Below are 18,485 nucleotides of genomic sequence, written 5' to 3'. Positions count from 1 at the left end.
CTTTTGTCGACGCCGGATAGCAGGTATACTGCTTGTTACCGCTATAGCAACGTCAGGAACACAACCATGGAATACAACACTTCAGAACTTTGCGATTTATACCCCGATATGGTCGATGTGGTTGAACCTATGTTTGAGCCTTACGGAGGCCGCAGTTCTTTTGGCGGGCGTCTGGTTATTATTAAATGTCACGAAGACAAAGGCCTGATTGAAGAGACTGTTGCGGCAGATGGCGGTGGTAAGGTGCTATTAATTGACGGTGGCGGTTCCGCTCGTCGCGCGCTGGTTGATGCCGCCATTGCGGAACAAGCCATGGATAACGACTGGGAAGGTATTGTTTGCTACGGAGCCGTGCGTGAAGTCGACGCGCTGGAAGAGCTGGACATTGGTATTGTTGGGGTTGTCTCGATTCCTGTGGGAGCGACTAGCGACGGTGTCGGTGAACTGAATGTGCCGGTTAATTTTGGTGGTGTTACATTCTTGCAGGATGATCACCTCTACGTTGATACCACCGGTGTTATTTTGTCGCCGGAGCCATTAGATATTGAATAATGATGACTGAGATTTCATTTTTAGAATTAACCGACCCGGCAAAATGGGTAACGGTACGCGAACAGGAAACTAAAATTGGTCAGGCCATTCGAGGGCTCTCCGAGCAGGGAACTTACGAAGAGAGTGTGGCTGCGTCATGGGAAGACGGCCAACGGGTCGCGCTAGTGGGTATTCCGGAAAGTATTGGCGTGCGCGCTAATCTTGGTCGTGCCGGTGCGGATGATGGCTGGCAGTCATTTTTAAAGAGTTTTCTGAACTTGCAGAAAACCGGCTTACTGTCGACGCATGAACTCCTGCTGGTTGGTGCGGTGAACTGTGATGATCTAAATGCTGAGGCGGCTGAACTGGATGCGTCAAACGCGCATGACTTAGCCGCCTTAAGAGAACTTTGCGCACAGATTGATGCCCGGGTCGCAAAAGTTCTGACGCCATTATTTGAGCAAGGTTTTGAGGTTATTGTTATCGGAGGGGGGCACAATAACGCGTATCCGTTATTGAAGAGCTTGCATAATGTTACCGGTGAAGCCTGTGGTGCGGTTAACTTAGACCCGCATGCCGATTTTCGTCCGCGAGAAGGTCGCCATTCCGGTAACGGGTTTAGCTATGCTTATATGGAGGGTGCGCTGGAGTTTTACCATATTGTCGGCCTGCATCAGGGCAAAAACTCCGCCAGTAGTCTGCGCCAACTGCAGGATGCCGGCATGCGCTATCATACGCTTCATCGCTTGTATGAACGTCCATTTGCTGAAGTCATGGACGAAGTGGTGGCAAAAGCGGTTGCCTGGCAGCGACCATTAGGTATCGAAGTGGATGTGGATTCATTAAACGCGGTACCTGCCAGCGCAGTGAACTACGTTGGCTTGAGCCTTGCGCAAGGGTTTCAGTATGTTAAACGCCTGGCGGAGGAAAAAGAAGCGCGTTATCTGCACCTGGCCGAAGCCGCGCCGTCTTTATGCAGCGCTGGCTTCGACGAAGGCATGAAAATTTGCGGGCAGTTGCTTAGCGAGCTGACCACGGCTTACTTACACGGTCGTGAGCGACGCCGTTAAACCATAAGGTTTTGAGCGGGTTAACACCAAACTGGTAGGTTAACTCAGCGGCGTCCTGACATTGCCACAACGCTAAATCGGCATAGCAGCCTTTGGCAATAACCCCACGCTTGGTTTCACCTAAGGCTTTGGCCGCGTTTCTTGTTACCCCACGCAAACACTCTTCCGGCGTCATATGGAAAAAAGTGGCTGCCATTTGTAGCATTAACGGCAAGTTGTGGATAGGCGATGAACCCGGGTTAGCATCAGTGGCAATGGCCATGGGGACACCGTGTTTGCGAAGTAATTCAATTGGTGGTTTTTGCGTATCTCGCAGAAAATAAAAGGCGCCGGGTAGTAACACCGCCACAGTGCCACTTTCCGCCATAGCCATAACGCCTTCTTCATCTAGCTGCTCCAGGTGATCAGCCGATAACGCCTGGTATCCTGCTGCCAGTTTTGCGCCATGCTGGTTGGTAATTTGCTCCGCATGAAGCTTAATGGGTAAGCCCAGCTCTTTTGCCGCTTTAAACATTTTTTCGGTTTGTGCCGGGCTAAAGCCAATGCTTTCACAAAAGGCATCAACGGCGTCGACCAAACCTTCGTTTGTCAGGGTTGGCAAAATAGTCCGGATAATCTCATCAATGTAGCCGTCGGCGTTATTGTTGCCATTCTCGCTAAACTCCGGTGGCACCGCGTGCGCTGCCAGTAAGGTTGTCCTGATGTTGACCGGTAACTGCTCGGCTAACTGGCGTGCCACGGTTAACTGTTTACGTTCATTTTCTAAGTCCAGACCATAACCGGATTTTACTTCAATGCTGGTAACCCCTTGTGACATGAGTGCCTCTGCACGATTTAGGGCCAGTTCCAGTAATGTTTCTTGTGAGGCTTCGCGAGTGGCTTTTACCGTACTTTTTATGCCGCCGCCCTGTTCTGCAATTTGCTGATAACTGGCACCATGCAGGCGTTGCGCAAATTCGTTGGCACGAGAGCCTGCCCAGACTAAGTGTGTGTGGCAGTCGATGAGCCCGGGAGTTAACAAACCGCCGTTGCCATCAATGACTTCTGCAGTGGGAGTAGCGGGGGCATCAAAAGCGGCTCCGACAAACTCAATTTTTCCTTTACTAATAATGACTGTAGCGTTCTGGATAAGGCCATAACCTTTATCGTCGTTCATGGTCGCTGCGTTGATATTTTCTATACGTTGCATAACAGTCCTTAAATATTGGTTTTGATAAAAGAATAGCAAAAGCAACTTGTATAGACAATTGCTTTGCACTAAACTTTCACCCTCATAAGTATTGACTCATGTAACCTTTTATTGGGGTCGGGATGAATAAATTTTCAAAGATAAAACAGCATATTTATTTGAAGATTGAGTCCGGTGAGTGGCCTGAAAACCACCCCGTCAGTTCAGAAAATGCGTTATCAACACAGTTTTCGGTGAGTCGTATGACCGCGCGCAGAGCCTTGCAGGAACTGGCCGATGAAGGCCTGGTGATACGTACTCAGGGTTCCGGCACTTACGTTGCGCCCATTAAGTCACAGACCTCTTTTATGGCTATTCGCAATATTGCTGATGAAGTGCGTTCGCGCAGTAATTATTACCGCGCAAAAGTGCATTTGTTAAAAGAGCAAATTGCTACAGCTCAGATAGCGGAAGCGCTGGAGCTGGACGAAGGCAGCCCGGTTTTTCATTCGTTGATCACTCATTATGAAAACGACCTGCCAGTGCAACTGGAAGAGCGCTTCGTGAACCCCAAACTGGTGCCGGATTATCTTAAACAGGATTACACCAAAGTGACCCCACATGAGTATTTATGCGTGGTCAGCCCGCTAACCGAAGCCAGTCATCAAATTGAAGCCATTCTGCCGGTTAGTACTCTATGTCAGTACTTAAATATCGACCGTCACGAACCTTGTCTCAGAATTTTACGCCGCACCTGGAGTTCAGGTGGCGTGGTCACCTTTGCCACACTGACCCACCCGGGCTCCCGCTTTAAGTTGGGCGGCCATTTAACGTTTAAGGAGTAACCTATGTCATTTACTCGTCTGGATAAAAGCCGCAAGATAAGCGCGCCACATGGAACCGAACTAACCACTTGTAACTGGCAGGTGGAAGCTGCAAAGCGCATGCTGATGAACAACCTGGATGATGAAGTTGCGGAACACCCGCAGGCATTGGTTGTTTATGGCGGTATTGGCCGTGCAGCCCGCAGCTGGGAATGCTATGACAAAATTATTGAAACCTTAGAGCGTTTAAAACCCAACGAATCTCTACTGGTCCAGTCAGGCAAGCCGGTGGGTGTATTCCCGACTCATGAAGACGCACCACGCGTGTTGATTGCAAACTCGAACCTGGTGCCGGAATGGGCGAACTGGGAGCACTTTAACGAGCTGGATAAAAAAGGCCTGATGATGTACGGCCAGATGACCGCCGGTTCCTGGATTTACATTGGTTCGCAGGGCATTGTGCAGGGAACCTACGAAACTTTTGGCTCGGTGTCGCGACAGCACTTTAACGGCGACGCTAAAGGCAAGTGGGTGCTCACTGGCGGACTGGGTGGTATGGGCGGTGCTCAGCCATTGGCAGCTACCATGGCTGGCTTTTGTATGCTGGCGGTAGAGTGCGACGAGTCGCGTATCGACTTCCGGTCACGTACTGGCTATGTGGACCATAAAGCCACTAACTTAGATGATGCGTTAAAACTGATTAACGACGCCATGGCAAAAGGCGAAGCTATTTCAGTGGGTTTATTGGGTAATGCGGCTGATGTTTATGCGCAGCTGCAAGAGCTTGGCGTAACCCCAGATGTGGTGACTGATCAGACATCGGCGCACGACCCGCTACACGGTTACTTGCCCCAGGGTTGGACACTGGACGAATACAAAGCGAAGCAGGAAAGCGATGCCACCGGCACGGTAAAGGCGGCGAAAGAATCAATGGCGGTGCAGGTGCGCGCTATGCTGCACTTCCAGCAGGAAGGCGCAGCGGTACTGGATTATGGCAACAACATTCGCCAGATGGCGAAAGATATTGGTGTGACAAACGCTTTTGACTTCCCGGGCTTTGTGCCGGCTTATATTCGGCCATTGTTCTGCGAAGGCATTGGCCCATTCCGTTGGGTAGCGCTTTCCGGTGACCCGGAAGATATTTATAAAACCGACCAGAAAGTGAAAGAACTGATTCCCGATAACGAGCACTTACACAACTGGCTGGATATGGCCAAAGAGCGCATTAGCTTTCAGGGGTTACCGTCACGTATTTGCTGGATAGGCCTGAAAGACCGTGCCCGTATTGCCCGTGCGTTTAACGACATGGTCAAAAACGGCGAACTGAAAGCGCCGGTGGTTATTGGCCGTGATCATCTGGATTCTGGCTCAGTTGCCAGCCCTAACCGCGAAACTGAAGCCATGCAGGACGGTTCTGATGCGGTATCGGACTGGCCGCTGTTGAATGCGTTGTTAAACACTGCAGGCGGAGCCACCTGGGTCAGTCTGCACCACGGTGGTGGTGTGGGTATGGGCTACTCACAGCACGCCGGTGTGGTTATTGTTGCCGACGGTACTGAAGAAGCCGATAAGCGCTTAAGCCGGGTACTTTGGAACGACCCGGGTACGGGCGTTATGCGCCATGCCGACGCTGGCTATGATATTGCGAAAAACTGCGCCCGCGAACAAGGGCTCGATTTACCCATGCTGGATACGAAATAAGGAGGTTGCATGAGTCATTTTGGATTACAGCCAGGAAAATTGCAGCTAAGCGAACTGCGCCACTGGTTTTATCAGCATCAGACATTAAAGCTTTCTGATGAAGCTAAGGACAACATTGCGACCTCGGCGAAAACCGTTGCCGATGTGCTGCAACAGGGGAGTGTGGTTTACGGTATCAACACCGGTTTTGGGCTGTTAGCAAATACCCGTATTCCACCGGAACGTCTGACCGATTTACAACGTCGTATCGTATTGTCGCATGCCGCCGGCGTCGGCGATTATCTGGAAGATGCGGTGGTACGTTTAATGCTGCTGCTGAAAATTAATTCGTTATCGCGTGGTTATTCGGGTGTACGCCAAGTGCTGGTTGATGCGCTAATCAAGCTGTTAAATTCTGAAGTCTATCCGTGCATTCCCGAAAAGGGTTCTGTTGGCGCATCCGGTGATTTAGCGCCATTAGCGCACATGGTATTGCCTTTAGTCGGCGAAGGCTCTGTGCGCCATAACGGTGAGGTGCTTAGTGCTGAGGAAGGCCTGAAAATAGCAGGCATTGAGCCGTTTGAGCTGGCGCCGAAAGAGGGGCTGGCTTTATTGAACGGCACTCAGGCTTCTACCGCACTGGCGCTGGCGGGTTTGTTCCGTATTGAGCGTAACTATCACGCGGCCATTGTAGTAGGCGCAACGTCTGTAGAAGCTGCCATGGGCTCACGGGCGCCATTCGATGAACGGGTGCATGCGGTGCGCGGACAACCGGGGCAGATTAAAACAGCGGAAATGCTGCGCCATGTGCTGACTGACAGCTCAGAAATAGCTAAAGATCACGAAGACTGCGAAAAAGTTCAGGATCCCTATTCGCTGCGTTGTCAGCCTCAGGTTATGGGCGCGGTATTAGACCAAATTGAGCACGCGTCGGGTATTTTGGCGCGCGAAGCCAATGGCGTAACGGATAATCCGTTGGTGTTCAGTGAAGAACAGGACATTATTTCCGGTGGTAACTTTCATGCTGAGCCTGTGGCGATGGCGGCCGATATTCTGGCCATTGCAGCCAGTGAAATCGGTGCTTTGTCGGAGCGCCGCAGCGCATTATTGATAGACAGCCACTTAAGCAAACTGCCTGCATTCCTGGTAAACGATGGCGGTGTGAACTCGGGCTTTATGCTGGCGCAGGTGACCGCAGCTGCATTGGCGTCAGAGAACAAAACGCTGGCGCACCCGGCTTCGGTGGACAGCCTGCCGACTTCAGCAAACCAGGAAGACCATGTGTCAATGGCAACTTTTGCTGCCCGCCGATTAACCGACATTGCGAAAAATGTCAGCGACATTATTGCCATTGAATGGTTGGAAGCGGCGCAGGGTCTGGACTTCCGTCGTCCGTTGAAAGCTGCGCCGGCAGTGGAAACGGCATTTAACTGCTTACGTGAGCAAGTTGGGTATTATGCGGAAGACCGCTATTTTGCGCCCGACATAAAAGCAGCCAGCGACTTGATTCAAAATGGTGAATTAGCGGCAGTGGTGAAACTACCGCATATTTTATCTTAAGTGTCTTTGCCCGGCATCTCAGTGTCGGGTTTAATCCCGTTTAGCCAGCACTACAAAGCGGCCGGTAAATTCAGCGACCGGCCGCTCTTCGTCAAGAATTTGCGCTTTGATAGTCAGACGAGCATTTTTACCGTCTTTTAAAGCCGAAAAGTCACCCGTTACATCACTTAGGCGCGCTATCGCCCGGGGCTCTTGCGTTACTGGTTTGTGGTAGTGGATGTTGCCATCGCCTAACACAACCGAACCTTCTAACTCCCGCTCCAGTAATTGCAAATGCAAGAGTCCCCAGCAGGTCAGAGTGCCTAACGAGTATATACTGCCCGCAAACATGGTTCCGTGGACATTAATATTACGGGATAAAATTGCGCGGGTTTCAAACACACGCCCCGTGTATTGATGAATTTTAATGCCCATGGCATCGGAAATAGGAATGTCTTTCTGCCAGGTTTTCTGCAGTTCTGCACACCATTCGGGCCGATAAATAATGCGGTTATACTCAGTGAAAGACTTGCGTAAATGGTGTTCTGCCAATGGGTTATTAACGGTGTCGGCTTCTTCGTCAACCTCGTAGCCACACTTTTTATAAAAGCCAATGGTGTTGTCTCGTGAGTTGATCACGACATGTGTGGCACCTTCTTTGCGCGCAGCAAGCTCCAGCGCGTAGATAATAGCCACCCCGTGCCCCTCTCCCCGGTATTCAGGTGCAACCGCCATAAAACGGATTTGAGCCTCTTCCGGGCTGTTGAAATGAAGCCGGCCGACAGCAACAGCTTCCCCGGCTTCATTCACCACCATGCGGTGATGACCCACTTGATCGTATTCGTCTTGTTCAGAACCCAACGGACGTTGAAACGGCTCACGCAACACTCGCCAGCGAAGGTAATAATAATGCTCTAGCTGTTCGTCCGTTTCCGGTGTAATAACACGATACATGGCAGTTATACCTTTAATTCAAATGTGACCGGGCCGTCATTAACCAGCTCAACTTGCATATCTGCGGCAAAACGTCCGGTTTCTACCGGGACACCCTGGGCTGCCATCTTTTCGCAAAACACTTGGTAGAGATGTTGAGCCTGATCGGGCGTTGCGGCTGATGAAAAGCTGGGGCGGCGACCTTTACGGGTATCGGCCGCCAGGGTGAACTGAGAAACGACCAGTGCTTTGCCTTGTTGGTCAATGACGCTGTTATTCATTTTATCCTCAGCATCACTAAAAACACGATAATGAGCAATACGCCGGGCTAATTTCTCAGCACTGGCTTCGTTATCCTGATGCTCAACGCCCAGTAAAACCAACAGGCCGTGATCGATGGAGCCGACGATGTCATTGGCAACAGTTACCTTGGCACGGCTAACGCGCTGAATCAGTCCTATCATGCTACTTACCCTTCAAAAACAGAACGGCTATGGTCGGTGAAAAAGCAAAAGAGGTCAATCAGACTTTGGCTCACACTGTTGTAACTGATACTCCTCTAAGCTAACGGTTAAAACGGCTCCAATGAGCACAATCAGCCAGGAAAGATAAATCCAGACGATAAGTATCGGGACGGTCGCCAGCGCCCCGTAAATAGCCTGGTAGGTTGGAAAAAAGGTAATGTATAAAGAAAATAATTGTTTACTCAGCTCAAACAGGAGCGCTGCAATAACCGCACCAAAGCCGGCGTAACCAAACTTAACCTGACGATTAGGTACCAGCTGATACATAAGCACGAAAAATACAAAGGAACCGACGACCGGGACAAACCACAACATAAAGTTCTGGACGCCGGAAACATACTCATCAGCAAACTGGCTGAGTGAGATAAAATAGGACGTTGCCGCCAAACCAGAGCCTATTAAAATAGGACCTAAGGTGAGCAACATCCAGTAAACGGCAAAGGAGACCAACCAATGCCTTTTACTGGAATCCCGCCAAATGTTGTTGAGTGCCTTATCAATAGCTGACATGAGCATAATGGCAATAACAAACAAAAAGCCGATACCAATGGCGGTCATTTTTGAGGCGTTGGTGACAAATTCGTTAAGGTATTCTTCCAGTTGTTCGCTGGATGTCGGCAACAAGTTAGCAAACAGTGCCTGTTCGAGGTTTTCCCTTAGCTCGTTAAACATGGGAAAAGCGGAGAAAACCGTAAACATGACGACCAATAAAGGAACCAGAGACAACATGCTTACATAAGTCAGGTAACCGGCTGTGATGTTGGTATTGTCACTGTTAAACCTCTGGCCAAAGTATTTCAGAAAACCCAGGGTGTGGTCGAAGTACCATTTCCAGTCAAGTTGCATCATGGCGTATTGAGCTAATCCAGTTTTATTAACGTAGGTAAGTATAAACTATCATGATAGAGAGCAGCACAAATGGCAATAGTGGTATTAGGTGCCGGCGGTGGACTGGGCCGGGCGATCACTCAGGAATTAAAAAAACAGTTTCCTGAACAGAGAATAATGGCGTTATCGCGGCAGGCTGTGGAACCCTGCAATTCAGGCCAGATAACTTACTGTCAGATAGCGGATTACGATGAAAATTCGCTCAATGACTGGGTGAGTGACTTTAAGCAAAGCGATGAGAAGTTGACCGGGGTTATCTCAACCATAGGTATGCTGCATGACGATGAGACTTTTCCGGAAAAAAAGCTGTCGGATATTACGGCGGATAACCTGACTAAGTTATTTTCAGTTAATGCGGTAAAGCCGCTATTGATACTGAAGTCGTTTTTACCCATTCTTGACAGAAAGAACACGCATTTCTGGGTACAGTTATCAGCGAAAGTCGGCAGTATTGAAGATAATTATTTAGGCGGCTGGTACGCCTATCGGTCAAGCAAAGCCGCGTTAAATATGTTGCTGAAAACAGCGTCGATAGAATTAAAGCGTACGCATAAGAGTTTGGCTGTGGCGGCGATACACCCGGGCACAACGGACACCCGGTTATCGGCGCCTTTTCAGGAAAGAATTTCAGCCGACAAGCTGTATTCGCCTGAACTGTCCGCTGAACGAATTGTGGCAGTAGTGAAAAACTTAAAACCGGAGCAGTCAGGTAATTTATGGCACTGGGACGGTAGCCGCTTACCTTTCTGATGAAGTGGATGAGGTAGCGATTGAAGACATGGGAGCGGCGGTAACTGAATCAAACCGCTTTATTGAAGCAATGCAAAATGCTAACTTTTACTGTTAAGGAGAAACTATGACCGTTTTATTTATTGGTGGCAGCCGTCGTAAAGACTCGCTTAATGCCAAGCTCAAACAGCGTTTGGCAGAGGTCGCAGATAAACACGGTATTCGTTATGATTTAATGGATGCTGACGAACTGGATGCGCCTATTTACCATGGTGATCTGGAAGCGGCGGACGGTGTGCCTGAGTCGATGAGAAAGCTCGGTGACAAAATTAAATCCGCATCAAAAGTGGTATTAGTCAGCCCGGAGTATAATTCCTCGGTTTCGCCATTGATCAAAAATGCCATCGATTGGGTATCGCGCCTTGATAATAAAGCCTGGTCGGGTAAAACCGTGCTATTGGCTGCTGCGTCTCCCGGTGGTTTGGGTGGACTGCGTGCAGTAAGCCATCTGCGCGATATACTGGCTAATGTTCAGGCCTGGACGGCTCCTTTGTGCGCCAGTTGTCCCAACGCCAGCGACGAAGCTATTGCGGCAATGGATGAAAGCTTTTTAAAACAGTTTTTAGAACAATGAGCCTTCGCGTGTTAGCCCGTTAATGTAGCTGTCGATGGCCTGGTTGCCGTACTCTACTAATGGAAAATACTCTGGCGCGAGTAGCCAGTTGTAAATTAATCCGTCGACTAACGAGAAAAGACCAATCACGGCAATTCGGGCATTCAGGGTGGATGATAAATCCCCTTTTTCTACGGCAGACTGAAAAAGCTTTTCAATATCACAGATACATTCATTACGGCCGCTAACATGGCGTAGCTTAATGGGGTTTACTTCGTCAATATACTCGCATTTATGCAGTAATATACTGGCCAGAGAACGAACTTGGGAATCATTTTGAACGCGGCTGATAAATTCCTTCGAACGTTCTTTAATTTCGACCAGAGGGTCAAATTCACAGCCTTCAGCGATTTGCTCACGCATTTCGTCAATAGGCAGTTTGACCCGCCCCATCAACGATTCAATGAGATTCATCTTGTTCTCAAAGTGATGATAAATAGCACCGCGGGTGACACCTGCTTTTTCAGCCACCTGCATCATAGACGTTTGAGTCACACCATTTTCACTGAATAAAGCCTCAGCAGCATCTAATAGCTTGGCGCGGGTCTCCATTGCGTCTTCTTTTGTGCGTCGAACCATTTGGGGCTCCAGTTTCTTAACATTCGTTCATTATTATAACGGCTTTTGTTTAATCATGCATCAATGTATGTATATTCTAATACAAGGTTTTCAAAACAATTCGATAAAAGCGGTTGTGGAATGGCATTTCGACCCTAATAATAAGGGTATACATTTAGTTGCTAACAGACACTGAGGTGTGTGATGAAAAACGAACTTGATAACAAATTGATGTTGGATGCGTACGAGAAAATTCACACGCATGGTGAAGCCCGTCAGGGTCGCCATTATTTAGATGGTATCGAAGCTTATACTGATCACGACGGTTATACCGTCTTTTTGGAAGGGCATGGTGTTACGCTTACCCTGCAGTTCCATAATTCGTATAACCTGAAATACGATAATGAACGACAGTACGACCAATTTATACGGGCACTTAAAAACATCAGTAAAGGTTATGAAACACCAGGACTGGAAAGAGGATGAGCCAGCATAAAGCCTATACGGCAATGGAAGAAGTGGCCCACGCGCTGACTCATGGCGTTGGCGCAGTTTTAAGCATTGTTGCTTTGGTTATTATGCTGGTATGGACATCGGCATACGGTAATATATTTCATGTTGTCGCCGTCAGTGTTTACGGTGCAAGCCTTATTCTGCTGTATACCGCATCCACACTTTACCATGCGTTTCCGTGGCCAAGGGTCAAAGCGATGTTTCAGCAGCTTGATCATGCGGCTATTTATGTTTTGATTGCCGGTACCTATACCCCTTTTGCGCTCATTAATTTGCGCGGTCCCTGGGGTTGGACACTGTTGGGTGTTGCCTGGGGCATTGCCCTGGTGGGGGTAGTGGTTGAGCTTTCTATGAAAAAGCGGGCACAATGGCTATCGCTTAGCCTTTATCTTGGTATGGGATGGATGGCTGTTATTGCTATTAACCCGATGATCGATAACGTGGATACCGGTGGTTTAATGTTACTTGTCGCCGGCGGTTTAGCTTACACGTTTGGCGTTATTTTTTATGTCTGGAGTTCATTGCCGTATCACCATGCCATCTGGCATTTATTTGTTTTGGCTGGCAGTGTGTTCCATTTCTTTTCTATCTTTTATTTCGTTCTGCCGCAACCGGAGTTGCTTAGCGTAAGATGACTTTTTAATTAAGCTTCAGATATAAAAAAGCCCGCTTCGGTTATCAAAGCGGGCTTTTTTGATAAGAGTTTTTGAAACCCTTATGCGTTTTTCGGCTCACGGCCTAAACGTTTACGATCGTTTTCTGTTAAAGCACGTTTACGGATACGAATAGATTGTGGCGTTACCTCAACCAGTTCATCATCGTTGATAAATTCCAGTGCTTGTTCCAGAGTCAAACGAATCGGTGTACTTAAGGTTTGCGCTTCATCTGTACCAGAAGCACGAACGTTAGTCAGCTGCTTACCTTTCAGGCAGTTTACGGTCAGGTCATTTGAACGGTTATGAATACCGATAATCTGACCTTCATAAACTTCATCACCATGCGATGCAAATAACTTACCGCGTTCTTGCAGGTTAAATAACGAATAGGTCAGTGATTTACCCTGCGCGTTAGAAATCAGTACACCGTTGACGCGTTGGCCAATAGTGCCGCCTTTGTGCGGGCCGTAATGGTCAAAGGTGTGGTACATAAGGCCGGTACCTGAGGTCAGTGTCATGAACTCTGTCTGGAACCCAATCAAACCACGGCTCGGCACTTCAAAGTCAATGCGAACGCGGCCTTTGCCATCTGGCGTCATGTTGGTCATTTCAGCTTTACGAAGGCCTAATTTCTCCATGACAGAACCCTGATGCTGCTCTTCAATATCCACCGTCATCGTTTCGTAGGGCTCTAATTTCTGACCATCTTCTTCTTTCAGAATAACTTCTGGACGAGAAACGGCTAATTCAAAACCTTCACGACGCATGTTTTCAATAAGCACACCTAAGTGAAGCTCACCACGGCCAGATACACGGAAGCGATCCGGGTTGTCTGTTTCTTCAACGCGTAATGCCACGTTGTGAACCAGCTCTTGCTGTAAACGCTCAAGAATTTGGCGAGAGGTGACAAATTTACCTTCTTTACCGGCAAACGGCGAGGTGTTGACTTGGAAAGTCATAGTAACCGTAGGCTCGTCAACGGTCAGAGGCGTCATAGCTTCAGCTTCGCCCACGGCACAAACGGTGTCGGAGATTTTCAACTCACCCAGACCGGTAATAGCGCAGATATCACCTGCAGCAGCTTTGTCCGCTTCGATGCGATCCAGCCCTAAATAGCTGAAGACTTTACCGACTTTACCATTGCGCTCTTTGCCGTCGGCGCCAACAATAGTGACCGGCTGGTTAACTTTAACGCTACCGCGGGTAACACGGCCAATACCAATAACGCCTAAGTAGCTTGAGTAATCCAGCTGTGACACCTGCATTTGCAGGTCACTTTCAGGGTCTGCATCCGGGTGACTCACCTGGTTTACGATAGTTTCGAACAATGGCGTCATGTCGCCATCCTGATCTTCGATATCCAGAGATGCCCAGCCATTAAGCGCCGATGCGTAAACGACCGGAAAGTCCAGCTGTTCGTCAGTAGCGCCCAGATTATCAAATAAGTCGAACACCTGATCCATGACCCAGTCAGGACGAGCACCGGGACGGTCAACTTTGTTAATCACCAAAATAGGGTTCAAACCGTGAGAGAAAGCTTTTTGCGTGACAAATCGAGTTTGCGGCATAGGCCCGTCAACGGCGTCAACCACTAACAATACCGAGTCTGCCATAGAAAGTACGCGTTCAACCTCACCACCGAAATCGGCGTGTCCTGGCGTGTCCAGAATGTTAATGCGGTAATCCTGCCAGTTAACCGCTGTGTTTTTGGCGAGAATGGTAATACCACGTTCTTTTTCAAGATCGTTGGAATCCATAATACGATCTTCTATCTCACCACGGCTTTCTAACGTGCCGGATTGTTGTAACAGCTTGTCAACGAGGGTGGTTTTACCATGGTCAACGTGAGCGATGATCGCGATGTTGCGAAGTTTTTCTATATCAAATACCTGAATTGTCATTAAGAACTGCCTGTAGTTGTCCGGGAGTGAAACCCGTCCAAGGGGTTTTATGAAAAATAGCGGCGTATTCTACCTTTTTGAGTCGAATTAAGAAAGGCCTGATTGTTTTTTGTTCGCCGTACTCTTAATGTTACTCTTTTTAATAATGCACTAATTTTGTGCGCGATGCGCTATACTGGTGCATATTAATTTTAAAAATCCACAACTAATAAAATTAACCTTTTGAAATGTATAAGGAAAATTAGTTGGCACAGGCTTTGCTATACTTAGATTGTATTTTTAGACACTGTCTACGGAGGACAACATGTCAGTTAATAAGATTGTCGATACCATCAAAGAACACGACGTAAAATTCGTCGACTTACGTTTTACCGATACAAAAGGTAAAGAACAACACGTCACTATTCCGGTGTCGCAAATCGATGAAGACTTCTTTGAAGAAGGCAAAATGTTTGATGGTTCATCCATTTCCGGCTGGAAAGGTATTAACGAATCAGACATGGTGCTGATGCCAGACAATGAATCTGCTGTGCTGGATCCTTTTACCGATGAAATCACTCTGAATGTGCGTTGTGACATTCTCGAGCCCGAAACCATGCAAGGCTATAGCCGTGATCCGCGCTCAATTGCTAAACGCGCGGAAGATTTCCTGCGCTCGTCCGGCATTGCTGACGACGCCTACTTTGGGCCAGAACCTGAATTCTTCCTGTTTAATGATGTCCGTTTCCACACCGATATGAGCGGTTCGTTCTACAAAATTGATGCGGAAGAAGCAAAATGGAACTCTGGCCGTGAATATTCAGAAGGTAACCTGGCTCACCGTCCTGACGTAAAAGGCGGTTATTTCCCGGTACCTCCGGTTGATTCCGGCCATGATATTCGTGGCACTATGAGCCTGGTGATGGAAGATATGGGTATGGTGGTTGAAGCTCACCACCACGAAGTGGCAACGGCCGGCCAAAACGAAGTGGCTACCCGCTTTAACTGCCTGACGAAGAAAGCCGATGAGCTGCAAATGTATAAGTATGTTGTGCATAACGTTGCGCAATCTTATGGCATGACGGCAACCTTTATGCCGAAACCGCTGGTGGGTGATAACGGTTCCGGTATGCACGTACATATGTCACTGAATAAAGGTGGCGAGAACTTATTTGCCGGTGACCAGTACGCGGGCTTAAGCGAAACGGCGTTGTACTACATTGGCGGTATTATCAAGCATGCGCGTGCCATTAACGCTTTTGCTAACGCATCCACTAACTCGTACAAGCGTCTGGTTCCTGGTTTTGAAGCACCGGTTATGCTGGCTTATTCAGCCCGTAACCGCTCAGCGTCTATTCGTATTCCGTTGGTCTCCAGTGCGAAAGGGCGCCGTATTGAAGTACGTTTCCCTGACCCAAGTGCGAACCCATACCTGGCCTTTACGGCATTGTTAATGGCGGGCCTTGACGGAATTCGCAACAAGATCCACCCAGGCGATGCTATGGACAAAGATTTATACAATCTGCCGCCAGAAGAAGCGAAGGATATTCCTACCGTTTGTGACTCGTTAGAAATGGCGCTGGAAGCTCTGGACAAAGATCGCGAGTTTCTCAAGCAAGGCGGTGTTATGGATGACGACATGATTGATGCGTACATCGATCTTAAGTACAACGAAGTAGAAACACTGAAGAAGACTACCCACCCGGTAGAATTCGATATGTACTACAGCGTTTAATGGTTATTGGCCGGGTAAGGTGTCTTGCCTTACCCGGTTGCACCAACTTGGTGCGTAACTTATCCTGCCTTCGTGACCGATAGCGCGCTACTTAACCAACTACTCACAGGCATACTCATCCTTGATGATCGCCTGACCATTCGTTACGTCAACTCATCCGCTGAATCGTTACTGGATCACAGTGCAAAACGCTTGCTGGGTGAGCCTTTTACGGCGGCTTTTTACCAATGTTCTCTGGCCTCAGAAACACTGAAGGACTGTCTGAATAGTGAGCAAACCGTGCTAAATGCAGAGGTTCAGTTCGCCTTGCATTCGGGGCATGACATTCGGGCGGAGACCAGTATTCAGACGGTCGACAAGGAATTTGGGCGGGCGTTGCTACTGGAATTAAAACAAGTAGACCAGTTACGCCGCATAAACAAGGAAGATCAGCAACGTAATCAGTTGTTTGCGACTCAGCATTTGTTGCGCGGTATGGCGCATGAAATAAAGAATCCGCTGGGTGGTTTGCGCGGTGCGGCGCAGTTATTGGCAAGGCAGCTACCGGATAAAAGCTTAACCGAGTACACGGATCTTATTATCAGTCAGTCTGATCGGCTGCGTTATCTGGTTGATAGGTTATTAGGCCCCGCTAAACGGGGGGAGTCCCGGGAAACTAACATTCACGAGGTGCTGGAGCGAGTTGCCCGGACGTTGATGTATGAATACGGTGACTCACTGAAGCTTATCAGGGACTATGATCCGTCTTTGCCCGACATTGAGGTGGTTGCAGAAGCCTGTGAGCAGGTGTTCCTGAATATTGCGCAGAATGCAGCACAGGCAATGTCCGGCGAAGGAACTATTGTATTCAAAACACGGGTCGAGCATCAGCTAACGCTGTTTGGTCAGCGCTACCGGCAATGTGCAGTAGTGACAATAACGGATAATGGCCCGGGTATACCTGCGGAGCTGCATGACACATTATTTTATCCGTTGATCAGTGGGCGTGCCGAGGGCACCGGTCTGGGCTTGTCATTGGCACAAAATTTAGTGCATCAGCACAAAGGTAAAATTGATTTTGATTCCAGTCCTGGAAAGACGCAATTTTCAGTGTATTTGCCTTATATTTCAGAGAAGGGTTTTGAGGTGAACAATGACCAATAATGCTCAGTTATGGATCATTGACGACGATGATTCTATCCGTTGGGTGCTCGAAAAAGCATTTGCAGACAGTCGTTACCAAGTGCGCAGCTTTGAGCATGGAGAAGACTTTTTTGCAGCACTTAAACATGACAAACCCAGTGTGGTGTTGACTGATATTCGGATGCCGGGAAAAGATGGTCTGGCGGTGCTGGATAAACTGCAGCAGGAGCAGCCGCATCTGCCTGTGGTAGTGATGACAGCGCATTCTGACTTAGAAACCACCGTAAAAGCCTTTCAGGGCGGCGCGTTTGAGTATCTGGCAAAACCTTTTGATATTGATGAGGCCATAACCGCGGTTGACCGGGCTCTACAGCATGGCAGGCAAAGTGATTCTTTGCCTGCTGAAACTGAGCAAGACTCAGTACCTGAGCTTATTGGTGAAGCCGCCCCCATGCAGGATGTTTTCCGTGCCATCGGGCGGCTGTCTGGTTCCAGCGTCAGTGTATTACTGACCGGAGAAACCGGTACCGGTAAAGAAGTTGTCGCACGCGCTTTGCATAAGCACAGCCCCCGTTCCGATAAGCCATTTATTGCACTTAATATGGCGGCTATTCCGGCTGATTTAATTGAATCGGAGTTGTTTGGGCATGAGCGCGGCGCATTTACCGGAGCTGACCGTAAACGCATCGGTCGTTTTCAACAGGCGGATGGCGGAACTTTGTTCTTAGACGAAATTGGCGATATGCCATTATCGGTTCAAACGCGTCTGTTAAGAGTTTTAGCCGAAGGACAGTTTTATTCGGTGGGGGCGCATCAGCCGATCAAGGTTGATGTTCGTGTTATTGCCGCTACTCACAGGGAGCTTGAAGCATTAGTGAATCAGGGCAAGTTCAGGGACGACCTCTATCACCGTTTAAACGTGATTCGATTAAGGCTGCCTCCGTTGCGGGAACGTAAGGAAGATATTTCGACTCTGGCAAAGCATTTCCTTAAAAAATCAGCTGAAGAGTTAGAAGTGACGCCAAAAGCACTATTAAATGAATCAGTTAGCCAATTAAAAAGTTACACCTGGCCGGGTAATGTCAGACAATTGGAAAACACCTGTCGTTGGTTAACCGTAATGGCTCCCGGACAACAAATCCGTGTTAATGAGTTGCCTGAAGATATCTTACTGCCAGCTGAGTCCGTTTCGACACAGGCGGGCGATGGAACTAACTGGCTGTACTGTTTCCAAACAGAGCTGGAACAGCAGCCGCTCGCATCTCAGGATGTCTTGCAGCGTTATCAGCAACAGCTGGAGAAAATTGCACTGCAAACCGCCTTAAATCGCTTTTCCGGACATAAGCAAAAAGCAGCGGCTTGGTTGGGCTGGGGAAGGAATACCTTAACCAGAAAATTGAAAATTCTGCTACAGTAAAAGTTGTGTAAAGAAGGTCGTATCCAATCCCGGCTTTTTGGATCA

General features: G+C 48.5%; 18 protein-coding genes. 12 read left to right on the top strand and 6 right to left on the bottom strand.

Annotation, left to right across the window (positions count from 1 at the left end; genetic code table 11):
- Nucleotides 1–66: 66 nt before the first annotated feature.
- Together rraA and L8G48_RS09365 are read left to right on the top strand one after the other, a co-directional pair.
- Complete coding sequence (gene rraA, locus L8G48_RS09370; protein ID WP_248264347.1) at nt 67–552, top strand: ribonuclease E activity regulator RraA; 486 nt, start codon at nt 67–69, stop codon at nt 550–552.
- The gene (locus L8G48_RS09365; protein ID WP_248264346.1) at nt 552–1,601 is read left to right on the top strand and encodes a formimidoylglutamase; all 1,050 of its coding nucleotides are present in this window, start codon (nt 552–554) and stop codon (nt 1,599–1,601) included. The genes rraA and L8G48_RS09365 overlap by 1 nt, the downstream gene beginning before the upstream one ends.
- Here the strand turns inward: L8G48_RS09365 and hutI are convergent.
- Nucleotides 1,552–2,790 (bottom strand): imidazolonepropionase, encoded by a 1,239-nt coding sequence (gene hutI / locus L8G48_RS09360; RefSeq protein WP_248264345.1) that lies wholly within the window; start codon nt 2,788–2,790, stop codon nt 1,552–1,554. The genes L8G48_RS09365 and hutI overlap by 50 nt on opposite strands.
- 122 nt (nt 2,791–2,912) lie before the next feature.
- On the opposite strand from hutI, the gene hutC reads away from it, so the two are divergent.
- The 3 genes from hutC to hutH are packed head-to-tail and all read left to right on the top strand — an operon-like array spanning nt 2,913 to nt 6,833.
- Nucleotides 2,913–3,614, top strand: coding sequence for a histidine utilization transcriptional repressor HutC (gene hutC / locus L8G48_RS09355; RefSeq protein WP_248264344.1), 702 nt, complete (start codon nt 2,913–2,915; stop codon nt 3,612–3,614).
- 3 nt (nt 3,615–3,617) lie between these two features.
- Nucleotides 3,618–5,294 (top strand): urocanate hydratase, encoded by a 1,677-nt coding sequence (gene hutU / locus L8G48_RS09350; RefSeq protein WP_248264343.1) that lies wholly within the window; start codon nt 3,618–3,620, stop codon nt 5,292–5,294.
- A gap of 9 nt (nt 5,295–5,303) precedes the next feature.
- Nucleotides 5,304–6,833, top strand: a complete 1,530-nt coding sequence (hutH, locus tag L8G48_RS09345; protein WP_248264342.1) for a histidine ammonia-lyase — start codon at nt 5,304–5,306, stop codon at nt 6,831–6,833.
- 30 nt (nt 6,834–6,863) lie between these two features.
- Here the strand turns inward: hutH and L8G48_RS09340 are convergent, their stop codons facing one another.
- From L8G48_RS09340 to L8G48_RS09330, 3 genes are read right to left on the bottom strand one after another with little or no spacing between them, the layout of a single operon-like run.
- Nucleotides 6,864–7,766 (bottom strand): bifunctional GNAT family N-acetyltransferase/hotdog fold thioesterase, encoded by a 903-nt coding sequence (locus L8G48_RS09340; RefSeq protein WP_248264341.1) that lies wholly within the window; start codon nt 7,764–7,766, stop codon nt 6,864–6,866.
- Nucleotides 7,767–7,771: 5 nt separating this feature from the next.
- Nucleotides 7,772–8,209 carry a D-aminoacyl-tRNA deacylase gene (dtd, locus tag L8G48_RS09335; protein ID WP_248264340.1) on the bottom strand — a complete coding sequence of 146 codons (438 nt, stop codon included), beginning with the start codon at nt 8,207–8,209 and terminating at the stop codon, nt 7,772–7,774.
- 54 nt (nt 8,210–8,263) lie between these two features.
- Nucleotides 8,264–9,118 (bottom strand): virulence factor BrkB family protein, encoded by an 855-nt coding sequence (locus L8G48_RS09330; RefSeq protein ID WP_248264339.1) that lies wholly within the window; start codon nt 9,116–9,118, stop codon nt 8,264–8,266.
- A gap of 69 nt (nt 9,119–9,187) precedes the next feature.
- Between L8G48_RS09330 and L8G48_RS09325 the strand changes: the two genes are divergently transcribed.
- Entirely contained in the window at nt 9,188–9,907 is a 720-nt protein-coding gene (locus L8G48_RS09325) for an SDR family NAD(P)-dependent oxidoreductase (protein ID WP_248264338.1), read from the top strand.
- A 106-nt stretch (nt 9,908–10,013) separates the two neighbouring features.
- Nucleotides 10,014–10,520, top strand: coding sequence for an NADPH-dependent FMN reductase (locus L8G48_RS09320; protein ID WP_248264337.1), 507 nt, complete (start codon nt 10,014–10,016; stop codon nt 10,518–10,520).
- Here L8G48_RS09320 and L8G48_RS09315 read toward each other — a convergent pair.
- Nucleotides 10,509–11,138, bottom strand: a complete 630-nt coding sequence (locus L8G48_RS09315) for a TetR family transcriptional regulator (protein ID WP_248264336.1) — start codon at nt 11,136–11,138, stop codon at nt 10,509–10,511. The two genes, L8G48_RS09320 and L8G48_RS09315, sit on opposite strands and share 12 nt — an antisense overlap.
- A gap of 183 nt (nt 11,139–11,321) precedes the next feature.
- Here L8G48_RS09315 and L8G48_RS09310 point away from each other — a divergent pair, with 183 nt between their 5' ends.
- Nucleotides 11,322–11,603 (top strand): DUF3081 domain-containing protein, encoded by a 282-nt coding sequence (locus L8G48_RS09310; protein ID WP_153850151.1) that lies wholly within the window; start codon nt 11,322–11,324, stop codon nt 11,601–11,603.
- Nucleotides 11,600–12,265, top strand: coding sequence for a PAQR family membrane homeostasis protein TrhA (trhA, locus tag L8G48_RS09305; protein WP_248264335.1), 666 nt, complete (start codon nt 11,600–11,602; stop codon nt 12,263–12,265). Before L8G48_RS09310 ends, trhA begins: the two co-directional genes overlap by 4 nt.
- Before the next feature lie 80 nt (nt 12,266–12,345).
- Here the strand turns inward: trhA and typA are convergent, their stop codons facing one another.
- Nucleotides 12,346–14,187, bottom strand: a complete 1,842-nt coding sequence (gene typA / locus L8G48_RS09300; RefSeq protein ID WP_248264334.1) for a translational GTPase TypA — start codon at nt 14,185–14,187, stop codon at nt 12,346–12,348.
- Nucleotides 14,188–14,491: 304 nt separating this feature from the next.
- Here typA and glnA point away from each other — a divergent pair, with 304 nt between their 5' ends.
- From glnA to ntrC, 3 genes are read left to right on the top strand one after another with little or no spacing between them, the layout of a single operon-like run.
- Complete coding sequence (gene glnA / locus L8G48_RS09295) at nt 14,492–15,901, top strand: glutamate--ammonia ligase (protein WP_248264333.1); 1,410 nt, start codon at nt 14,492–14,494, stop codon at nt 15,899–15,901.
- Between the two features lie 24 nt (nt 15,902–15,925).
- Nucleotides 15,926–17,044, top strand: a complete 1,119-nt coding sequence (gene glnL / locus L8G48_RS09290; RefSeq protein WP_248264332.1) for a nitrogen regulation protein NR(II) — start codon at nt 15,926–15,928, stop codon at nt 17,042–17,044.
- Nucleotides 17,034–18,440, top strand: coding sequence for a nitrogen regulation protein NR(I) (gene ntrC / locus L8G48_RS09285; RefSeq protein WP_248264331.1), 1,407 nt, complete (start codon nt 17,034–17,036; stop codon nt 18,438–18,440). The genes glnL and ntrC overlap by 11 nt, the downstream gene beginning before the upstream one ends.
- Nucleotides 18,441–18,485: the final 45 nt, after the last annotated feature.

Origin of the sequence: Idiomarina aminovorans (assembly GCF_023155095.1) — a bacterium.
Taxonomy (GTDB): Bacteria; Pseudomonadota; Gammaproteobacteria; order Enterobacterales; family Alteromonadaceae; genus Idiomarina; species Idiomarina aminovorans.
This window is presented reverse-complemented; position numbering and strand designations above follow the sequence as displayed.